The sequence below is a fragment of the Nocardiopsis sp. NRRL B-16309 genome (genome assembly GCF_001279585.1).
Lineage (GTDB): Bacteria > Actinomycetota > Actinomycetes > Streptosporangiales > Streptosporangiaceae > Nocardiopsis.
Genome location: NZ_LGEC01000078.1, coordinates 34,482 through 51,139 on the forward strand (window position 1 = coordinate 34,482; position 16,658 = coordinate 51,139).

The 16,658-nt window shown below is 73.0% G+C and carries 14 protein-coding genes; 11 read left to right on the forward strand and 3 right to left on the reverse strand.

Going from position 1 to position 16,658, the window contains the following annotated elements; all coding sequences use genetic code 11:
* Positions 1–46: 46 nt before the first annotated feature.
* A complete protein-coding gene (locus ADL05_RS16240) occupies positions 47–976 on the reverse strand; it encodes a CDP-alcohol phosphatidyltransferase family protein (protein WP_053617820.1) in 930 nt (309 codons plus the stop codon).
* A 234-nt stretch (positions 977–1,210) separates the two neighbouring features.
* Between ADL05_RS16240 and ADL05_RS16245 the strand changes: the two genes are divergently transcribed.
* Positions 1,211–2,650: a GuaB1 family IMP dehydrogenase-related protein gene (locus ADL05_RS16245; RefSeq protein ID WP_053617821.1), complete on the forward strand. Its 1,440-nt coding sequence runs from the start codon at positions 1,211–1,213 to the stop codon at positions 2,648–2,650.
* A gap of 115 nt (positions 2,651–2,765) precedes the next feature.
* On the opposite strand, the gene ADL05_RS16250 is transcribed toward ADL05_RS16245, so the two are convergent.
* Positions 2,766–3,539: an endonuclease V gene (locus ADL05_RS16250; protein ID WP_053617822.1), complete on the reverse strand. Its 774-nt coding sequence runs from the start codon at positions 3,537–3,539 to the stop codon at positions 2,766–2,768.
* A gap of 203 nt (positions 3,540–3,742) precedes the next feature.
* Between ADL05_RS16250 and ADL05_RS16255 the strand changes: the two genes are divergently transcribed.
* The 4 genes from ADL05_RS16255 to ADL05_RS16270 all read left to right on the forward strand — a co-directional run bounded on the left by ADL05_RS16255 (position 3,743) and on the right by ADL05_RS16270 (position 8,005).
* A complete protein-coding gene (locus tag ADL05_RS16255) occupies positions 3,743–4,552 on the forward strand; it encodes an ATP-binding cassette domain-containing protein (RefSeq protein ID WP_053617823.1) in 810 nt (269 codons plus the stop codon).
* A gap of 136 nt (positions 4,553–4,688) precedes the next feature.
* Positions 4,689–6,731, forward strand: coding sequence for a YhgE/Pip domain-containing protein (locus tag ADL05_RS16260; protein ID WP_082376467.1), 2,043 nt, complete (start codon positions 4,689–4,691; stop codon positions 6,729–6,731).
* Between the two features lie 190 nt (positions 6,732–6,921).
* The gene (locus ADL05_RS16265; protein WP_053617825.1) at positions 6,922–7,566 is read left to right on the forward strand and encodes a TetR/AcrR family transcriptional regulator; all 645 of its coding nucleotides are present in this window, start codon (positions 6,922–6,924) and stop codon (positions 7,564–7,566) included.
* A 43-nt stretch (positions 7,567–7,609) separates the two neighbouring features.
* Positions 7,610–8,005, forward strand: coding sequence for a DUF3592 domain-containing protein (locus tag ADL05_RS16270; protein ID WP_053617826.1), 396 nt, complete (start codon positions 7,610–7,612; stop codon positions 8,003–8,005).
* On the opposite strand, the gene ADL05_RS16275 is transcribed toward ADL05_RS16270, so the two are convergent.
* Entirely contained in the window at positions 7,968–9,116 is a 1,149-nt protein-coding gene (locus ADL05_RS16275) for an antibiotic resistance protein VanZ (RefSeq protein WP_053617827.1), read from the reverse strand. The two genes, ADL05_RS16270 and ADL05_RS16275, sit on opposite strands and share 38 nt — an antisense overlap.
* A gap of 703 nt (positions 9,117–9,819) precedes the next feature.
* Between ADL05_RS16275 and ADL05_RS16280 the strand changes: the two genes are divergently transcribed.
* From ADL05_RS16280 to ADL05_RS16305, 6 genes are all read left to right on the forward strand, one after another.
* Positions 9,820–12,795: a nitrate- and nitrite sensing domain-containing protein gene (locus tag ADL05_RS16280; protein ID WP_231640773.1), complete on the forward strand. Its 2,976-nt coding sequence runs from the start codon at positions 9,820–9,822 to the stop codon at positions 12,793–12,795.
* Positions 12,792–13,223 carry a roadblock/LC7 domain-containing protein gene (locus ADL05_RS16285; protein WP_053617828.1) on the forward strand — a complete coding sequence of 144 codons (432 nt, stop codon included), beginning with the start codon at positions 12,792–12,794 and terminating at the stop codon, positions 13,221–13,223. Before ADL05_RS16280 ends, ADL05_RS16285 begins: the two co-directional genes overlap by 4 nt.
* Positions 13,224–13,232: 9 nt before the next feature.
* On the forward strand, positions 13,233–13,640 hold the full coding sequence (locus tag ADL05_RS16290) for a DUF742 domain-containing protein (RefSeq protein ID WP_053617829.1): 408 nt from the start codon (positions 13,233–13,235) through the stop codon (positions 13,638–13,640).
* The gene (locus ADL05_RS16295) at positions 13,621–14,202 is read left to right on the forward strand and encodes an ATP/GTP-binding protein (protein ID WP_053617830.1); all 582 of its coding nucleotides are present in this window, start codon (positions 13,621–13,623) and stop codon (positions 14,200–14,202) included. Before ADL05_RS16290 ends, ADL05_RS16295 begins: the two co-directional genes overlap by 20 nt.
* A gap of 212 nt (positions 14,203–14,414) precedes the next feature.
* Positions 14,415–15,392 (forward strand): oxygenase MpaB family protein, encoded by a 978-nt coding sequence (locus tag ADL05_RS16300; RefSeq protein ID WP_053617831.1) that lies wholly within the window; start codon positions 14,415–14,417, stop codon positions 15,390–15,392.
* Positions 15,393–15,493: 101 nt separating this feature from the next.
* The gene (locus ADL05_RS16305) at positions 15,494–16,435 is read left to right on the forward strand and encodes an oxygenase MpaB family protein (protein WP_053617832.1); all 942 of its coding nucleotides are present in this window, start codon (positions 15,494–15,496) and stop codon (positions 16,433–16,435) included.
* Positions 16,436–16,658 lie beyond the last annotated feature (223 nt).

Below are 16,658 nucleotides of genomic sequence, written 5' to 3' on the forward strand. Positions count from 1 at the left end.
CGGGTCCCTCCAAGGAGGGCGCCCGGGGGCCTTCGCGCGAACGGGATCAGCTCTCGCCGGCCGCCACCGGAACGGAGGAGGCCATCTGCCGGCGGCGGGCCTCGAAGCGCCGCGTCTCCCGCCACAGGCGCAGCACCAGGACGACCTCGAAGAAGGCCAGGGCCAGGCAGGACAGCACCGCGACGGGGATGATGAGGTTGTCGAGCGGGGTGAGGAAGGAGACCAGCACGGTCACCGGAGCCACCACGCACACGAACATCTCGAACTCGATGCCGCTGAACAGGTGCGGCCGCACCCGGTGCCGGAGCAGGGAGTCCCGCACGCGCGCGTAGAGGGAGCCGCCGCCCGCGGCGGCCGGGCGCGCCGGGGCGTCCGCGTCCTCGTTCTCGTTCTCGTTCTCGGGGTCATCGTCACCGACCGCCGCCGCCCGGATCTGCGCCTCGTCGCCCGAGGCCTCGGCGAGCGCCTGCCGCATCGTCTTGCGCGTCTTGGCGACCTGGGTCGCGTTGAGGTAGCGCAGCAGGTCGAAGAAGACCACGACCGGCGCCACGACCAGGTAGGCGACGTTCCCCGTGGCCGCCCACTGCCCGACCAGCAGCGCCATCAGGCAGCCGAAGAAGCGGATCCGGTCGAAGACGAAGTCCACCCAGCCCCCGAAGACCGTCCCGTTGCCCTTGAGGCGGGCGATCTTGCCGTCCATGCAGTCGAGCACGAAGCTGAGGTGGAACAGCAGTCCGCCCAGCACGAGCCACGCCCAGGAGGCGGGGACCTGCCAGCCCGGCAGAGCGAAGCACACCGCGGACGCCAGGCCCAGCACACCGGCGCCGAGCGTGAGCTGGTTCGGCGTCAGGTTGGTGCGGTTGGCGGTCCAGACCACGAGGCGGCCGGCGAGCGGGTCGACGAGGAAGACCGTCCACCAGGCGTCCCTGGGCTTGTAGGTCTCTTCCTTGACTTGCTCGAACGTGAAACGCGACATTCGGGATCTCCAGGAGTGCCCGTTCCCACAGGCCATCGTCAGATCGCGCTCAGGCACAGACCGAGGACACGGGAAGGGGCCGGGTAGGCGGGAATCGAGTCATCATGCCAGATCGGAGGTCGCCCGACCTAATCGGTGACGGCATACTTGACTGGTAAGAGGGGGATCAACAGGCGGCCGCGTGCGGGAGCAGCGGATGGTCCACCCCCATCGGTCCCGACCGAGGTAGAGGCATTGCGCTTTCTCAACGACCAGGTCCCGCAGCAGGACCTCACCTACAGCGACGTGTTCATGGTTCCGAGCCGCAGCGCCGTGGGGTCGCGCCTGAGCGTCGACCTGTCGTCGCCGGACGGCACGGGCACCACCATCCCGCTGGTCGTGGCGAACATGACCGCGGTCGCCGGACGCCGGATGGCCGAGACGGTCGCCCGGCGCGGCGGCATCACCGTCATACCGCAGGACATCCCGTTCGAGGTGGTCGCCGACGTCGTCGCCTGGACCAAGCGGCGCCACCTCGTCTACGACACCGCCATCACGCTCAACCCGGCCAGCACGGTCGGCGAGGCGCTCAACCTGCTGCCCAAGCGCGCGCACAACGCCGTGATCGTGGTCGACGAGGCGCGCCGCCCGCTCGGTGTGGTCACCGAGGCCGACTGCGCCGGTGTCGACCGCTTCGCGCAGCTGCGCGACGTCATGTCCACCGAACTCCTCACGATCCCGGACGGCACGAAGCCCCAGGAGGCGTTCGGGATCCTGCACGACTTCCGGCACCGCCTCGCCCCGGTCGTCGACGCCGAGGGCGGGCTGGTGGGCGTGCTCACCCGGACCGGCGCGCTGCGCTCCACCCTGTACACGCCCGCGGTGGACGACGCGAACCGCCTGCGGATCGCGGCGGCCGTCGGCATCAACGGCGACGTGGCGGGCAAGGCCGCCGAGCTGCTGGACGCCGGCGTGGACACGCTCGTGATCGACACCGCGCACGGCCACCAGGAGAAGATGGTCGCCGCGGTCGCCAAGGTGCGCGGGCTCGCGCCGGACGTGCCGATCGTGGCGGGCAACATCGTCACCGCCCGGGGCACCCGCGACCTCGTCGAGGCGGGCGCCGACATCGTCAAGGTCGGCGTCGGCCCCGGCGCGATGTGCACCACCCGGATGATGACGGCCGTGGGCCGCCCGCAGTTCTCCGCGGTCCTGGAGTGCGCGGAGGCCGCGCGCGAGCTGGGCGCCCACGTGTGGGCCGACGGCGGCGTGCGCCACCCGCGCGACGTCGCCCTGGCGCTGGCCGCGGGCGCGTCCAACGTCATGGTGGGCTCCTGGTTCGCCGGGACCTACGAGTCGCCGGGCGACGTCATGCGCGACGCCCAGGGCCTGCAGTACAAGGAGAGCTTCGGCATGGCGTCGGCCCGCGCGGTGCGGCTGCGCACGGCCGACGACACCCCGTTCGAGCGCGCCCGCAAGGCCCTGTTCGAGGAGGGCATCTCCACGGGACGCATGTACCTGGACCCCGAGCGGCCCAGCGTGGAGGACCTGATCGACCAGATCATCGCCGGCGTGCGCAGCTCGATGACCTACGCGGGCGCCACGTCCCTCGCGGAGTTCCGCGAGCGCGCGGTCGTCGGCGTCCAGAGCGCCGCGGGCTACAACGAGGGACGTCCGGTACCGACGAGCTGGTAGAGCCCAGTGTTTTCTGGGGCCGCCGCTCGTGCCTCGCAGGACTGAACGGCCTGCCTCGACCCGTCGAGGCAGGCCGCTTTCGTGCGGAACGGTCTGCGTCTCTCGCCGCCGGAAGCTAGGGGGCGTCGGCGCGGGCGGCGAGGACCGCTTTGCGGTGCTCGCCGCACAGGCGGTCGGCGTGCCGGACGGGTTCGGGCACGCGGTACCTGGGCGACAGGCGCAGCACCAGCTCGGCGGCGCCGGCCAGGTCCACCCGGTGGCCCACCGACACGTAGACCGGCTTGACCCCGGCGCGGGTGCGCAGCACCCGGCCGACGACCTCCGCGCCCTCCGCGGCCAGGGCCGCGGAGTCCGCCACCACCTCCGAGCGGCCCGCGACCATGGGCGTCCACGAGCCCCGCTCGCCGCCCGGCTCGGAGTGCTTGCCGTAGAGCACCGACTTCGCCGATCCCACCACCGGCAGGTCCAGCAGGACCCCCAGGTGGCAGGCGACCCCGAACCGCCGCGGGTGGGCCAGGCCGAACCCGTCGCACAGGTAGACGTCGGGGGTGACCGTGAGCCGCCCCAGCGCCTCCAGGACGGGCGGCGACTCCCGGAAGGCGAACAGCCCGGAGATGTAGGGGAACGAGGGCTCCGCCGAGATGACGGCGGAGTCCACGACCTCCATCGTCCGCACGTCCAGCACGACGGCCGCCGCGGCCAGCGCCGAGTCGTCCCTGGCGTAGCTGACGTCCAGCCCCGCGACGTAGCGGACGGCGTCGACGTCCAGGGGCTCCTCGCGCACCCGGCCCGCCATCTCGCGCTGCAGCGCGGTGGCCTCCTTCGGCTCCCGCGGCCACAGCCCCGGGTCGTCCAGGACACGCCCGACGCGCTCGGCGATCTCCGACATCCCGTCTCCCTCCGTCAGTCACGGCCGGTCCGCTCCATCCTCGTCTACCCGGCCGCCCTCTCGCGCGCGTAAAAAGCAGGGCAGCTCCGCGCGCGTTGCGTTGTGCCGGAGCACACAGTCCCCAACGCTCGGCGGAGGGGCTCCCGGGAGTACTGTTGCTTTTGAACTGACTGGTCAGTTCAAAAAGAGGGGAGGCCATCACCATGCGTCGGGCCACCGGAGCTCGCGTCCACGCCGAGGACGTCACGCTCGGCACCCGCGAGGGCACCGTCTACTCGGGCGTGGGGTTCACCGCCAGGCCGGGGACGCTCACCGTCTTCCAGGCCGACTCCGGCGGCGGGCGCAGCGCCCTGCTGCTCACGCTCACCGGCCGGATGAAGCCCTCCTCGGGCACGCTGCACGTCGACGGCTTCTCCCTGCCGAAGCAGGCACGCAAGGCGCGGCGGATCAGCGCGCTCGGCCTGATGGAGGGCGTCAACGACCTCGACGACCGGCTCCGGGTCCGCGAGCACCTGGCCGAGGGCCTGCTGCTGCGGATGCGCCCGGCCGCGCGCGGCACCACGGACGAGGCCATGGCGGCCGTCGGGCTCGGCGACCTGGACCGGTCGACGCTGGTCAAGGAGCTGACGATGCTGGAACGGCGCCGCTTCGGCACGGCTCTGGCCCTGGTCAACGAACCCCGGCTGCTGGCGGTCGACGACGTCGACGCCGGACTGTGCCGCGAGCGCCAGGCCGAGATGTGGCGGACCCTGCGCGACCTCGCGGCGGCCGGGCTCACCGTGATCGCCACCTGCGCCGATCCCACGGCCCTGGTCGAGGACCCGGGCGCGCTGGACCGCGACGTGCAGGGACCCTTCCCCATCCCGCAGGGCTCCGACGACCGGGCCCACGCGGCGGCCTCCCCCGACGGGACGGACGGCGCGCGCGGCAGGCACGCGGCTCCGGATCCGATCCCCCTCGACGAACTCCTCCACCACCGGACGGAAGGGAACTCCACCCGTGGCCAGGCGTAGACTCCCGCGCGCCGAGCGTGCGAGGCCGCAGAAGGCACAGGCACGAAGCGAGCCGGGCCGAGTCGAGGAACGCGCGGAGGCCCCGAGCAGGCCGCGCTACCGCCCCTTCGCGGTGCCCCGCCTCGGGCTGCTCACCATGCGGTCCTTCCTGCGCTCACCGCTGCCGACCGCGGCTCTGGCGGCGCTCCTGATCATCCCCCTGCTGTACTCCGGCATGTACCTGTGGTCCTTCTGGGACCCCTTCGGCCGGATGGAGAACCTGCCCATCGCCCTGGTCAACGAGGACGTCCCGGTCGAGGTCGGCGACCGCGAGGTCGCCGCGGGCGACGAGCTCGCCGACACCCTCATGGACGGCGCGGACCTGGACTGGCGGCTGGTGGACGCCGACGAGGCCGCCCGGGGCGTGGCCGACGGCACCTACTACGTCTCGCTGACCATCCCGTCCCGGTTCAGCGAGAACCTGACCTCCCCCTCGCGCGACCGGGAGCAACCCGTCCCGGCCATGCTCGTGGCCAACTACAACGACTCCAACAGCTACATCGTCCGGTCCCTGGCCGGGGCGGCGTTCAAGGAGGTCCGCGAGGCCGCCGCCGAGTCGGCGATCAGCGACTACCTCGACGAGATCTTCCTCGGCTTCAACGAGATCCACGGCTCCACCGAGGAGGCCGCCGAGGGCGCCGACGAGCTGGCGGGGGGCGCCGACTCCGCCGAGGAGGGCTCGGGCGACCTGTCGACGGGGATCGACGAGGCGCACACCGGCGCCGGCTCGCTCAGCAGCGGCCTGGGCGAGCTCTACACCGGCTCGCGCGAGCTGGCCACCGGCGCCACGACGGCCTCCGACGAGGTCTCCACCCAGGTCGAGAAGTTGGACGAGGTGGCCGACGAGGTCCTCCCCCAGCTGGAGGAGGACCTGCCCGGCCTCCAGGAGCGCGCGCGGAGCGTCTCGCGGATCGCGGGCGACCTGTCCACCGCCCTGGACGCCCTGCCCGAGGAGATCGACACCACCGGGATGACCGCGGTGGACCAGCGCCTGGCGGAGTACCTGGAGTCCCATCCCGACCTGGAGACCGAGGAGCCGGAGCTGCACACGCTGCTCACCGACGTCCAGGACGCGCTGGGCGTCGGACTGTCCACCGCGGAGTACGTCAACGACAACCGCGAGGACATCCGGACGGCCTCCGAGGAGGCCTCGGAGCTGAGCGGGGACGCGGCGCGGCTGGCCGAGGACCTCCCGGGCATGGTCGACCAGGCCGAGGAGGCGCGCGACCAGGTCGACGAGCTGGACGAGGGCCTGTCGGAGATCGCCTCGGGCGCCCGCACGCTGCGCGACGGGCTCAGCGACGCCTCCGACGGCGCCGCCGACCTCGACGAGGGGCTGGGCGAGCTGAGCGGCGGCGCGGGCGACCTGCACGACGGGCTGGGCGACCTGTCCGAGGGGTCGGACGAGCTCGCCGAGGGCCTGTCCGAGGGGGTCGACGAGATCCCCACGTACTCCGACGGGGGCCGGACCACGGCGGCCGACATGATGAGTCGGCCGGTCCGCCTGGACACCGAGATCGACAACGAGGCCCCCAACTACGGCACCGGGTTCGCGCCGTTCTTCGTGCCGCTGTCGCTGTGGGTGGGCGCCATGGTCGTGTTCATGGTGCTGCCCGCCCTGTCCTCCCGGGCCCTGTCCTCGACCGCCGCCTCCTGGCGCGTGGCGCTGGCGGGACGCGTGGTCCCCCTGCTGCTGGGGGCGGGGCAGGTCGCGGTGATGCTGACGGCGCTGCACCTGCTGCTGGACCTGGAGGCGGAGCGCTGGCCGCTGATGATCGCGTTCCTGCTGCTGACCTCGGCCGCCTTCACCGCCACGGTGCAGTACCTGAACGTCCAGTTCAACGCGGCGGGGCGGGTGATCGCGCTGGCCCTGCTCGTCCTGCAGCTGACCTCGGCCGGAGGCACCTATCCGATCGAGACCAGCCCCGGGTTCTTCCAGGCCGTCGGGCCGTACCTGCCCCTCCACTGGGCCGTGACGGCGATGCGCCACCTGATCGGCGGCGGGGAGATGGCCCTGGTGTGGCAGGCCTTCGGGGTGATGTCGCTGTGGCTGGTGGTTCCCCTGCTACTCACGTGGGTGGCGGTCGAACGCAAGAGGACCTGGACCATGAGCGCCCTCTACCCCGCGCTCAAGCTCTGACGGCGGGAGCGGCCGCGCCGGCCGTGCGACCGCGCGCGGGTAGCGTGGGAGGGCGCCGACCGGCGTGGACCGGAGCACGGACACCGCGCCGCCGGGCCGCCGCGGTCCACGGGCCGGCGGCCGGCCGGCGACGAGTCGTAGGAAGGAGACGGACGCACCCGCCCCGAGGGACGGGTCGTCCAACCCCCAGATGAGTGTGCGCACCCCCAGCGGTGACCGCCCGATGAGCAGACGCCGCGAGGCCACGCGCCAGCGCCTGTTCGAGGCGGCGATCACGCTGATCTCCGAGCAGGGGTACGACGCCACGACCGTCGACGAGATCGCCGAGCGGGCCGGGGTGGCCAAGGGCACCGTCTACTACAACTTCGGCGGCAAGAGCGAGCTGTACACGGCCCTGATGGAGTGGGGCGTGACCAGGCTGGCCCAGACCCTGGCCGAGGCGGTCCCCGCCCCCGACGCGGGTGTACCGCCGCGCGCGGCGCTCGCGGGCGTCCTGCGCGCCGGCGTGGTGTTCATCGGTGCCCACGAGGCGCTGGCCCGGATGCTCATGGCCGAGGCCTGGCGCACCAACCGGGCCTGGTACACGGCGGTCCACCAGATCCGCACCGAGGCGATCGGGGTGATCACCGCACTGCTGGACGACCTCGTGCGCGAAGGACTGGTCCGGCCGGATCTGGACACCGCCCTTGCGGGTTCGGCGCTGTTCGGCATGGTGGTGAGCGTGGCCCTGGACTGGCGCACGCTCCAGCCCGAGCGCCCCATCGAGGACATCCACGCCACCCTGGCTCACATGGCGGACGGTCTGGTCGGTCCGCCGCCGACCCCGCCGTCCTAGCGTCCCGGCGTTCCAGAGACCTCCCGAGAGGACATCCCCCACGATGGCCGAGTTCTACCCCCTGATCCCCGTTCTCGCGGGCGTGGTCCTGCTGTGGACGGTCACGCGCGAGATCCGCCTGGAACTGCGCCTGGTACGCCACGGGATACGCGCCAAGGCCCGGATCATCGGCTACCACGAGACGTCGACCGCCTCGCGGATGGTCGTGCAGTTCCGGACCGAGGACGGCCTGGAGATCCACGCCGAGCACGAGAGCTCGGGCTGGACCGCCTCCCGGTCCGGGGAGATCGTCACCGTCTCCTACGATCCGGAGGCGCCCGAACAGGCCCGGATCGTCTCGGGCCCCTGGCTCTCCCGCTACGTGCGGGTGATGTTCGGCGGGCTCGGGGCGCTCCTGGTGCTCATCGGCCTGCTGCTGGGCTACCTGGCGTGGAGCTGACGCCCGCACCGGCGTACTCCGCCGGCGCGGCGTAGCGGACCAGGCGGTCGGGCAGTCCGCCGTCCAGGACCGAACGGGTCCGGACCCGGACCCCGCACACCAGGTCGGCCAGGCCCGCCCGGTCCGGCCGCACCACCGCCGTGCTCCCGTGGAGGGCGGCCACGGCGAGCGCGGCCCAGGCCGGGCCCAGTGCGAGCAGCAGGGCGACCGGGACCTGGAGCAGCAGCGTGCGCACCAGGACCCGCCACCGTGCGGCGGAGCGCGGCGCGGCGGGCGAGGTCAGCGCCAGGTGCACGGCGGCGGCCCCCAGCGTGGCGCGGTCGCGGCGCAGGTGCGGCAGGACCAGGGCGAAGACGGCGGCGCAGCCGAGCAGCGCGGCGACGCGGACCTGGTCCACGGCCGTGGGCCGGACGACCTCGTAGGCCCGCAGGAGCGCCACCAGGGCGGCCGTGCCGTACCACCACAGGCCCAGGTCCAGCAGGGCGCCGGTCATCCGCCGCCCGAGGTCGGGGACGAGGCGGTCCGGCAGGGCCGCGGGCCATCCGCGCGCGGGCCCCTTCGGCCACAGCGGGAGGACCCAGCGGGCGAGCAGCCAGCCGGTGAGGGTCCCGGCGGCGCCGAGGGCGACCAGCGCCGGGGAGGTGTCCGCGTACGCGCACGGGTACAGCCCCAGCAGCCCGGTGGCGCGCAGGAGGGCGGCGGCCGCGGCGAGTCCGGTGCCCAGGGCCAGCGTGAGCGCCCAGCCGCGGCGGAAGCGCCAGCGGGCCAGGACGCCGACGGGGAGGAAGAGCGCGAAGGCCAGGGCCATCGCGCGGGGCGTGTCGGCGGGGGCTGCCCACGGAAGGGCGGAGTCCGGCCGGGCGCCGGCCACGGACGGGTCGAGGGCGCACAGCCCGTCGGCGTTGGCGGGCAGCGGCCAGACGGCGTAGAGGGCCAGGCACGCACCGGTGGCCAGCGCGGCCGTGGTGAGGCGTCCCGGCCAGCCGTGCTGGCGCCCGTAGCGGCGGTGCTGGCCGCGCAGGTAGAGCGCGGCGCCGATGACCACGAGCAGGGGCACGGCGGCGACCGCCACGTCGATGGCGGCCTGTCCTCCGCCGAACGGTGGGCCCATCAGTGGGTTGGGGCGCGCGTCCCCCGAGGCCGGTCCGGCCGTGCTGGGGTCGGGCGCCCTCCTCCTTCCGAGAAGTGGTACCGCGTACCGCATGGCGCGGCCGCCGGGGATCGGGCGCGGGAACGGACCGCCCGTCGTGGCCGCTCGGCCCCGGGAACCCGCCCACTCCGCGCCGCAACGCTAGTACGCCGAGCGGGGGCGGCGGGCCGAAACAGCGAATTCCGCCTCCGTGTGCCCCTTCCGAAGCGAAACTCGCCACACCCCCTGTTGACTCTTATGACGTTTGTCCTATTCTGCAGTGGCCCTACCTCGTGAGTAACCACCTGATGACTGGACATATCTGCCCAACATGGCAGACTGCCTCAGCACGCGGAACGCACACCTTCCGCGTGCCAGGGCGTGTTCGTCGGGTGCCCCCTCCACGATGCGGGGATCCGCGCCGCGGGCGTCCGCCGGGGGCGGTGGCCAGCGACGCGCCGCGGAGCGGTGGACCGCTCGCCGCACCCTAGGCGCCGACCCGCGACGCCGAGCGGGGACGCGAGTGGTTACCCTGCGGTAGGTCCGCGTCACCACCCCGCACGCGGACCCGGCCCCCAGGGGCGGTCGGCCCCGCCCCCGCGCGGGCCGCGCGCCCTCCCCCCACGTACCAGCGGCCGCCCCCGGCCCCCGAGGAACACTCGTGACGCGGATCGACAGGAGAACCGTGCAGGCAGCACCCGAGCGGCGCAGGCGGACGATCACCGCCCGGCTCCGCACCATGGTCATGATCCCCGTGGCGGCACTGATCGCCCTGTGGTTGGTCCTCACCGTCGCCCTCGCCGGAAACGCCGTCTTCCAGGTCATCCAGGCCAAGGCCACCGAGGACATGATCGCCCCCGCCGCGGTCGGTCTCGTGAACGTCATGCAGGAGCGGTCCCAGACGATCGCCTACATCGAGAACCGCCAGGACGAGGAGCTGCAGCGGGAGCTGGCCGAGTCCCGCGCCCTCTCCGACGGGTCGATGGGCGCGGTCATCGACGAGCTGTTCGAGTTCGTCGACCTCGCTCCCGACGGCACCGCCGCGCGGATCAGCGAGCTGCACCGCCAGTACTCGGAGATCGGCGACATCCGCGCGGCCGTGGACGACGGGTCCGCCTCCCGGGCCGACGTCCTCACCTACTACAACTCCCTGATCCTGGCCGGATCCGACACCTTCGACACGCAGACGCGGGAGGGGACGGAGGGCTCGGCGGTCAGCCCCGCCTACACCGCCACGACCCTGTTCCGCGCGGTGGACCTGTTCGCGCAGAGCGACGCCCAGCTCGCGCGGGCCTTCGCCACCGACGAGCTGGGCCACGAGGACCAGCACGAGTTCGGCCGGCTGGTCGGGTCCTACCAGGGCTTCCTGGAGGCCACCGCCCCCTACCTGGAGGGGGACGGCCAGCAGGAGCGTGTGACGGCCCTGCTCGAGAGCCCCGAGTACACCCGGCTCCAGGAGATGCAGCAGCGGATCGTCCACCGCCAGATCGAGACGGAGACCGTCACCGATCCGATCACCCTCCAGGAGGAGACGGTCGAGGACCTGTCCCTGCCGGTGGACGCCGACCAGTGGGCGCAGGACTACTCGTACGTCCTCTCCGAGCTCACCGACATCGGCGAGGACGAGGCCCTGTACGCCGCGTCCCTGACCCGCGAGGACGCCAACCGCGCCGTCCTCATGGCGGTCCTGGGCAGCCTCGGCGTCGCCGCGGTGACCGCGGTCGCCTTCCTGCTGGCCACCCGTTCCGCCCGCCTGCTCACCGCCCGCCTGCTGGAGCTGCGCGACGGAGCCACCGACCTGGCCGAGACGCGCCTGCCCGCGCTGATGCGCCGCCTGCACGAGGGCGACGCGGTCGACACCGACACGGCCGTCCCCCAGCTGACCACCTCCGACGACGAGATCGGCGACGTCGCCCGGGCGTTCAACTCCGCCCAGCGCGCCGCCGTCGACGAGGCGGTCCAGCAGACGGAGCTGCGCCAGGGCGTCAACCGGGTGTTCCTCAACATCGCCCACCGCAGCCAGACGCTCGTCCACCGCCAGCTCCGGCTGCTGGACAAGATGGAGCGCGAGCAGGAGGACCCGGACCAGCTGGCCCAGCTGTTCAAGCTCGACCACCTCGCCACGCGCTCGCGCCGCAACGCCGAGAACCTGCTGATCCTGGGCGGCGAGGCGCCGGGCCGCACGTGGCACCGGCCGATGCCGCTCATCGACGTCCTGCGCGGCGCCATCTCCGAGTCCGGCGACTACACCCGGGTCAAGCGCGAGCGGATCGCCCGCGTGCACCTGAACGGCCCCGCCGTCGCCGACGTCATCCACCTGGTCGCCGAGCTGGTCGACAACGCCGCGATGTTCTCGCCGCCGCACACCCAGGTCCGCCTGAGCAGCGACGACGTTCCCAACGGTGTGACGATCGAGATCGAGGACCGCGGCCTGGGCATGACGGAGGGCGAGTTCGAGTCGGCCAACGCGCTGCTGGCCGACCCGCCCGAGTTCGACGTGATGCGCCTCAACGAGAAGATGCGCCTCGGCCTCTTCGTGGTCTCGCACCTGGCGCACAGGCACGGTATCCAGGTCCACCTGCGCCAGTCCCCGTACGGCGGTGTGCAGGCGATCGTGCTCCTGCCCCACAGCCTGATCTCGGGCGAGCGCCGGCCCGTTCCCGGGCAGGACGGCGACGAGGACATCTGGGAGGTCCGCGAGATCGTCGACCGCTCGCGGGGCGCCATCGAGGCGCCGGCGCCCGGCGGCAACGGCACCAAGCCGGTGCTGACGTCGGTGGCCCCGCCGGCCGACGTCACCGACGAGACGGCGACCACCGACGGCGGCGGCGCGGCGGGCGGCCCGGCCTCCCCGCCCACCGGCCTGGCGTCGCTGTTCTCCGCCGCTCCCGCGCCCACGGCCGTGCCGGACGCCGACCCGTGGGACGAGACCGGCACGGGTGACCGCGACGACGCCGCCGGGACCAGCCACCGGTCCGAGGAGGACGGGGCACTCGGCGGGGCCGGCGACCCGTCCGGCGACCGGTCCGGCGAGGGCGACGCCGGGGACGGGTCCGCCGGCCGGCACGGCGCGGACGATACCGACGAGGGGTCCGCCGACCGGCACGACGAGAACGGCACAGACGAGTGGTGGTCCGACCCGGTCGACCGGTCCGGCGCGGACGACACCGATGACGGGTCCGCGACGCCCGGCGACGACTCTTCCGCCACCCCCGGCGACGACGACGGGACCACCGCGCGCACCCCTGTCAACGGCGCCGGACCGCTGCCCCGGCGCACCCCCGCGAGGGGCGGCGACCCGGCCCCGGCGACCGCCCGGACACCGCTCCCCACCCGCCGCCCGGCGGCCGGCGCGCCGACGACACCGCCGGACACGGCCGCCGACCGGGCGCCGACCATGGTCGAGGCGGGCGGCGGGCGTCCGCCCCTGCCCAAGCGGCGCCCGCAGGAGAACCTGGCACCGCAGCTCGCGGCCGACACCGGCGGCGACGTGCTGGGCGGCCCGGCGGCCGGTGCCACACCCTCCGGCGACCCCACCGCCTCCTCGGACCGCCTGGCCCGCCTGCGCCAGAACATGTCCGCCTTCCAGAAGGGCACCGACCGGGGCCGGCGCGAGAGCAAGCAGCAGACCGACGACACCGACAAGGACGCCTCACCGTGACGAGCACCCCCGATAGCACCGGAACCAAGGACATCGACTGGCTGCTCGACGAACTGCTCGAACGAGCGGTCGGATCGCGGCACGCCATCGTTCTCTCCGCCGACGGTCTGCTGATCGGCCGCTCCCGCGGCCTGGTCAAGGAGGACGCCGAGCACCTGTCCGCGGTCGCCTCCGCGTTCCAGAGCCTCGCGCGGGGCACCGGCCGCCACTTCGGCGGCGGCGAGGTCCTCCAGACGGTCGTCGAGATGGAGAGCGCCTACCTGTTCGTCACCGGCGCGGGACGCGGCGCCTGCCTGGCCGTCCTGGCCGAGGAGAGCGCCGACGTCGGACTCATCGCCTACGAGATGAACGTCCTGGTCGACCAGGTGGGACGGTACCTGGACGCAGCACCCAGGCACGAGGGCGCGACCGGGGAATCCACGCGATAGGGGACGGTTATGCCAGCGAACCACGAGCAACGACCGGGCGGGGCGGACGACCCGTCCGTTCCCGCGGGGGCCGAGGAAGCGGGCCCCCTCGTCCGCCCGTACGTGATCGCCCAGGGCCGCGACCACGCCGACTCAGTCAAACTCGACATGATCAGCGTGGTCATCGCCGCCAAGCGGGCCGAGATCGACGAGATGGCGCTCGAACCGGAGCAGCTCCGGATCCTGGAGCTGTGCCGACGCCCCCAGTCGGTGGCCGAGGTGTCCGCGCACCTGGACATCCCGGTCGCCGTCGTCAAGGTCCTGCTCAGCGACCTGCTCAACCGCGGCCTGGCCCTGGCGCGCGCACCCTACACGGCAAAGAGCCCGGTCAGCCGGGACGTACTCCAGGCGGTTCTCGATGGCATCCAGCGACTCTGACGACACCCAGGCACCGGTCCCGTCCGCGCTCAAGATCCTGGTGGCGGGCGGATTCGGAGCCGGCAAGACGACGATGGTCGGATCGGTGAGCGAGATCGCTCCGCTCAGCACCGAGGAGGTGATGACCGAGGCCAGCTACGGCGTCGACGACCTGTCCGGCGTCGAGGCCAAGACCACCACCACGGTGGCCCTGGACTTCGGCCGCATCACCATCAACGAGCACCTCGTCCTGTACCTGTTCGGCACGCCCGGCCAGGAGCGGTTCTGGTTCATGTGGGACGAGCTCTCCGAGGGCGCGCTGGGCGCCATCGTGCTGGCCGACACCCGCCGCCTGGAGACCTGCTTCGCGGCGGTGGACTTCTTCGAACGGCGCGGCGTGCCGTTCGTGGTGGCGGTGAACTGCTTCGAGGGCGCCCACTCCTACGAGCCGTCGGAGGTGCGCGACGCCCTCAGCCTGGACCCGGGGATCCCGGTGGTCCTGTGCGACGCGCGCGAGCGCCAGTCGTCCAAGGAGGTCCTGTTGACGCTGGTCAACCTGGTGGCGGAGCGCATGGCCGCCTGACCCGTGCCGTGGCGGCCCTCCGCCGCGCGCCACGCGATCCTCCCCCCACCGCGGTCTCCCCCGCCCCGGAGGCAGCCCGCCGGGGCCCGGAACCCTTGTACACACGGGGCTTCCAGGTAAAGTTCGGCCCGTGAAACGTTCCACCACCGGACGGTTCGCAGCGCAGACCGCCGTCCGACCGGGCGGCGCAACGAAGGTGACGGGAGTTCTCCATGAAGCGGTTCGAGTGGCGTGACCGGATAGCGGCCATGGACGCCGAGACCGAGTGCCGGGAGATCGTCCTCATCCTGGGCAGCCATGAGTTCCCGTGGGACTTCGAGCAGGCGCTGGGGCTGGCGCTGTACCGGACCTACGCCGTGCCGAGCATCGGCCGCCTGCTGGCCGACACCAAGGAGTTCACCGAGCGCCCGCAGCACCGGTACGACGACACCGCGCTGATCCTCAACGACATCATGGAGTTCGGGTTCGAGCCGGGCCGGGGCCGCGACGCCCTGCGCCGGATGAACCAGATGCACCGCTCCTACGACATCTCCAACGACGACTACCGGTACGTCCTCAGCACGTTCGTCGTCATGCCCGTGCGCTGGATCAACGACCTCGGCTACGGCTGGCGGCGGCTGACCGACCACGAGATCGCCGCGAGCACCAACTACTACCGCCGCCTGGGCAAGCACATGGGGATCAAGGACATTCCCGAGACCTACGCGGAGTTCTACGACCTGTTCGACTCCTACGAGCGCGAGAACTTCGCCTACACCGACGGCGGACGCGCGGTCTCCGACGCCACCCTCGGCCTCATGGTGGACTTCTACCCGGCCTGGCAGCGGCCCCTGGTGCGCCCGTTCACCAAGGCGCTGCTGGACGACCGCCTCATCGAGGCGTTCGGGTACCCGGAGCCCTCGGCGGCGTGGCGGCGGCTGGCCGACGGGGCGCTGCGGCTGCGCGCGAAGGCGGTGCGGCGGATGAGCCCGCGCGTGGAACCGCGCCGGGCCCGGCAGAGCCCCAACATCCGCAACTACCCGGACGGCTACGACCCGTCGCGGATCGGCACGTTCCCCCAGGGCTGCCCGGTGCCGCACGACCTGGCCACGCGGGAGGTGCCCGGGACCGGAGCCCGGGTGCCCGCCCCCGGCCAGGCGGTCGCGAGCACGTCCGCCGCCCCGGCGGCCGAGGACGCCGCCGAGCGGTAGCGTCCGCCGCCCCGCCCGCCGGGCGCCGCGCGCCCTGCGCCGGCGGCCGAGAACACCGCGCCCTCCGCCCTCCCGCCCCGCCCCGCTCAACGAGGACCCCGATGAAGCGTTTCGACTTCCGCGACGAGATCCACCGCCTGGACGCCGAGGCCGACTGCGTGCGGATCATGCAGATCCTGCAGTCCCACGAGTTCCCCTGGGACATGGGACGCGCCCTGGGGATCGCCCTGTACCGCACCTACGCCGTGCCCAGCATCGGCGGCCTGCTGGGCGAGACCGACGAGTTCACCGGCAGCACGCAGAAGCGCTACGACGACACCGCGCTGATCCTGGGCAACATGGTCCAGCACGGGTTCGAGCCCGGCCCGGGGCGCGACGCCCTGCGCCGGATGAACCAGATGCACCGCTCCTACGACATCTCCAACGACGACTACCGGTACGTCCTCAGCACGTTCGTCGTGATGCCGGTGCGCTGGCTCAACGACTACGGCTACGGCTGGCGCCGCCTCTCCGAGCACGAGATCTCCGCGATCACGCACTATTACCGCCGCCTGGGCCGCTACATGGGGATCAAGGACGTCCCCGAGACCTACGAGGGCTTCCGTGAGCTCATGGACGGCTACGAGCGCGAGCACTTCGCCTACACCGAGGGAGGCCGCCGGGTCTCGGACTCGACCCTGGACCTGATGGTGTCGTTCTATCCGCCGCGCCTGGCGGGGGCCGCCCGGGCGTTCTCCATGGCGATCCTCGACGACTCGCTCATCGAGACCTTCCGCTACGAGCCGCCGAGCCGGGCCTGGCGCCGGGCCGCCGACCTCGCACTGAAGCTGCGCGCCAGGGTGGTGCGGCGGATGAAGCCGCGCGAGGAGCCGCTGTGGGCGGAGAACAACCCGAACGTCCGCAGCTACCCGCAGGGGTACGACGTCAACCGGATCGGCACGTTCCCGGCGGGCTGCCCGGTGGCGCACGACGTCGACCCGGTCGGCAACGAGGAACTGGACCGCCCGACGGCCTCCCGGCAGGCGGCCGACTCCCACGAGTGAGCCTGGCCCCCGTCCTCAGGGCGCCCCGGCCAAAGCGAGGAACGAGCGGAGGCCCAAAGAAGACACGAGCGAGGGCGCCGACGGGTCCTGGAGGGCCTGGAGGCGGGTCCGCGAGGAACGAGCGGGCACACCGGAAGGCGCGAAGGCCCCGTCCTCAAGGCGCCCGAGCCGAAGCGAGGAACGAGCGGAGGCCCGAAGAAGACACGAGCGAGGGCGCCGACCC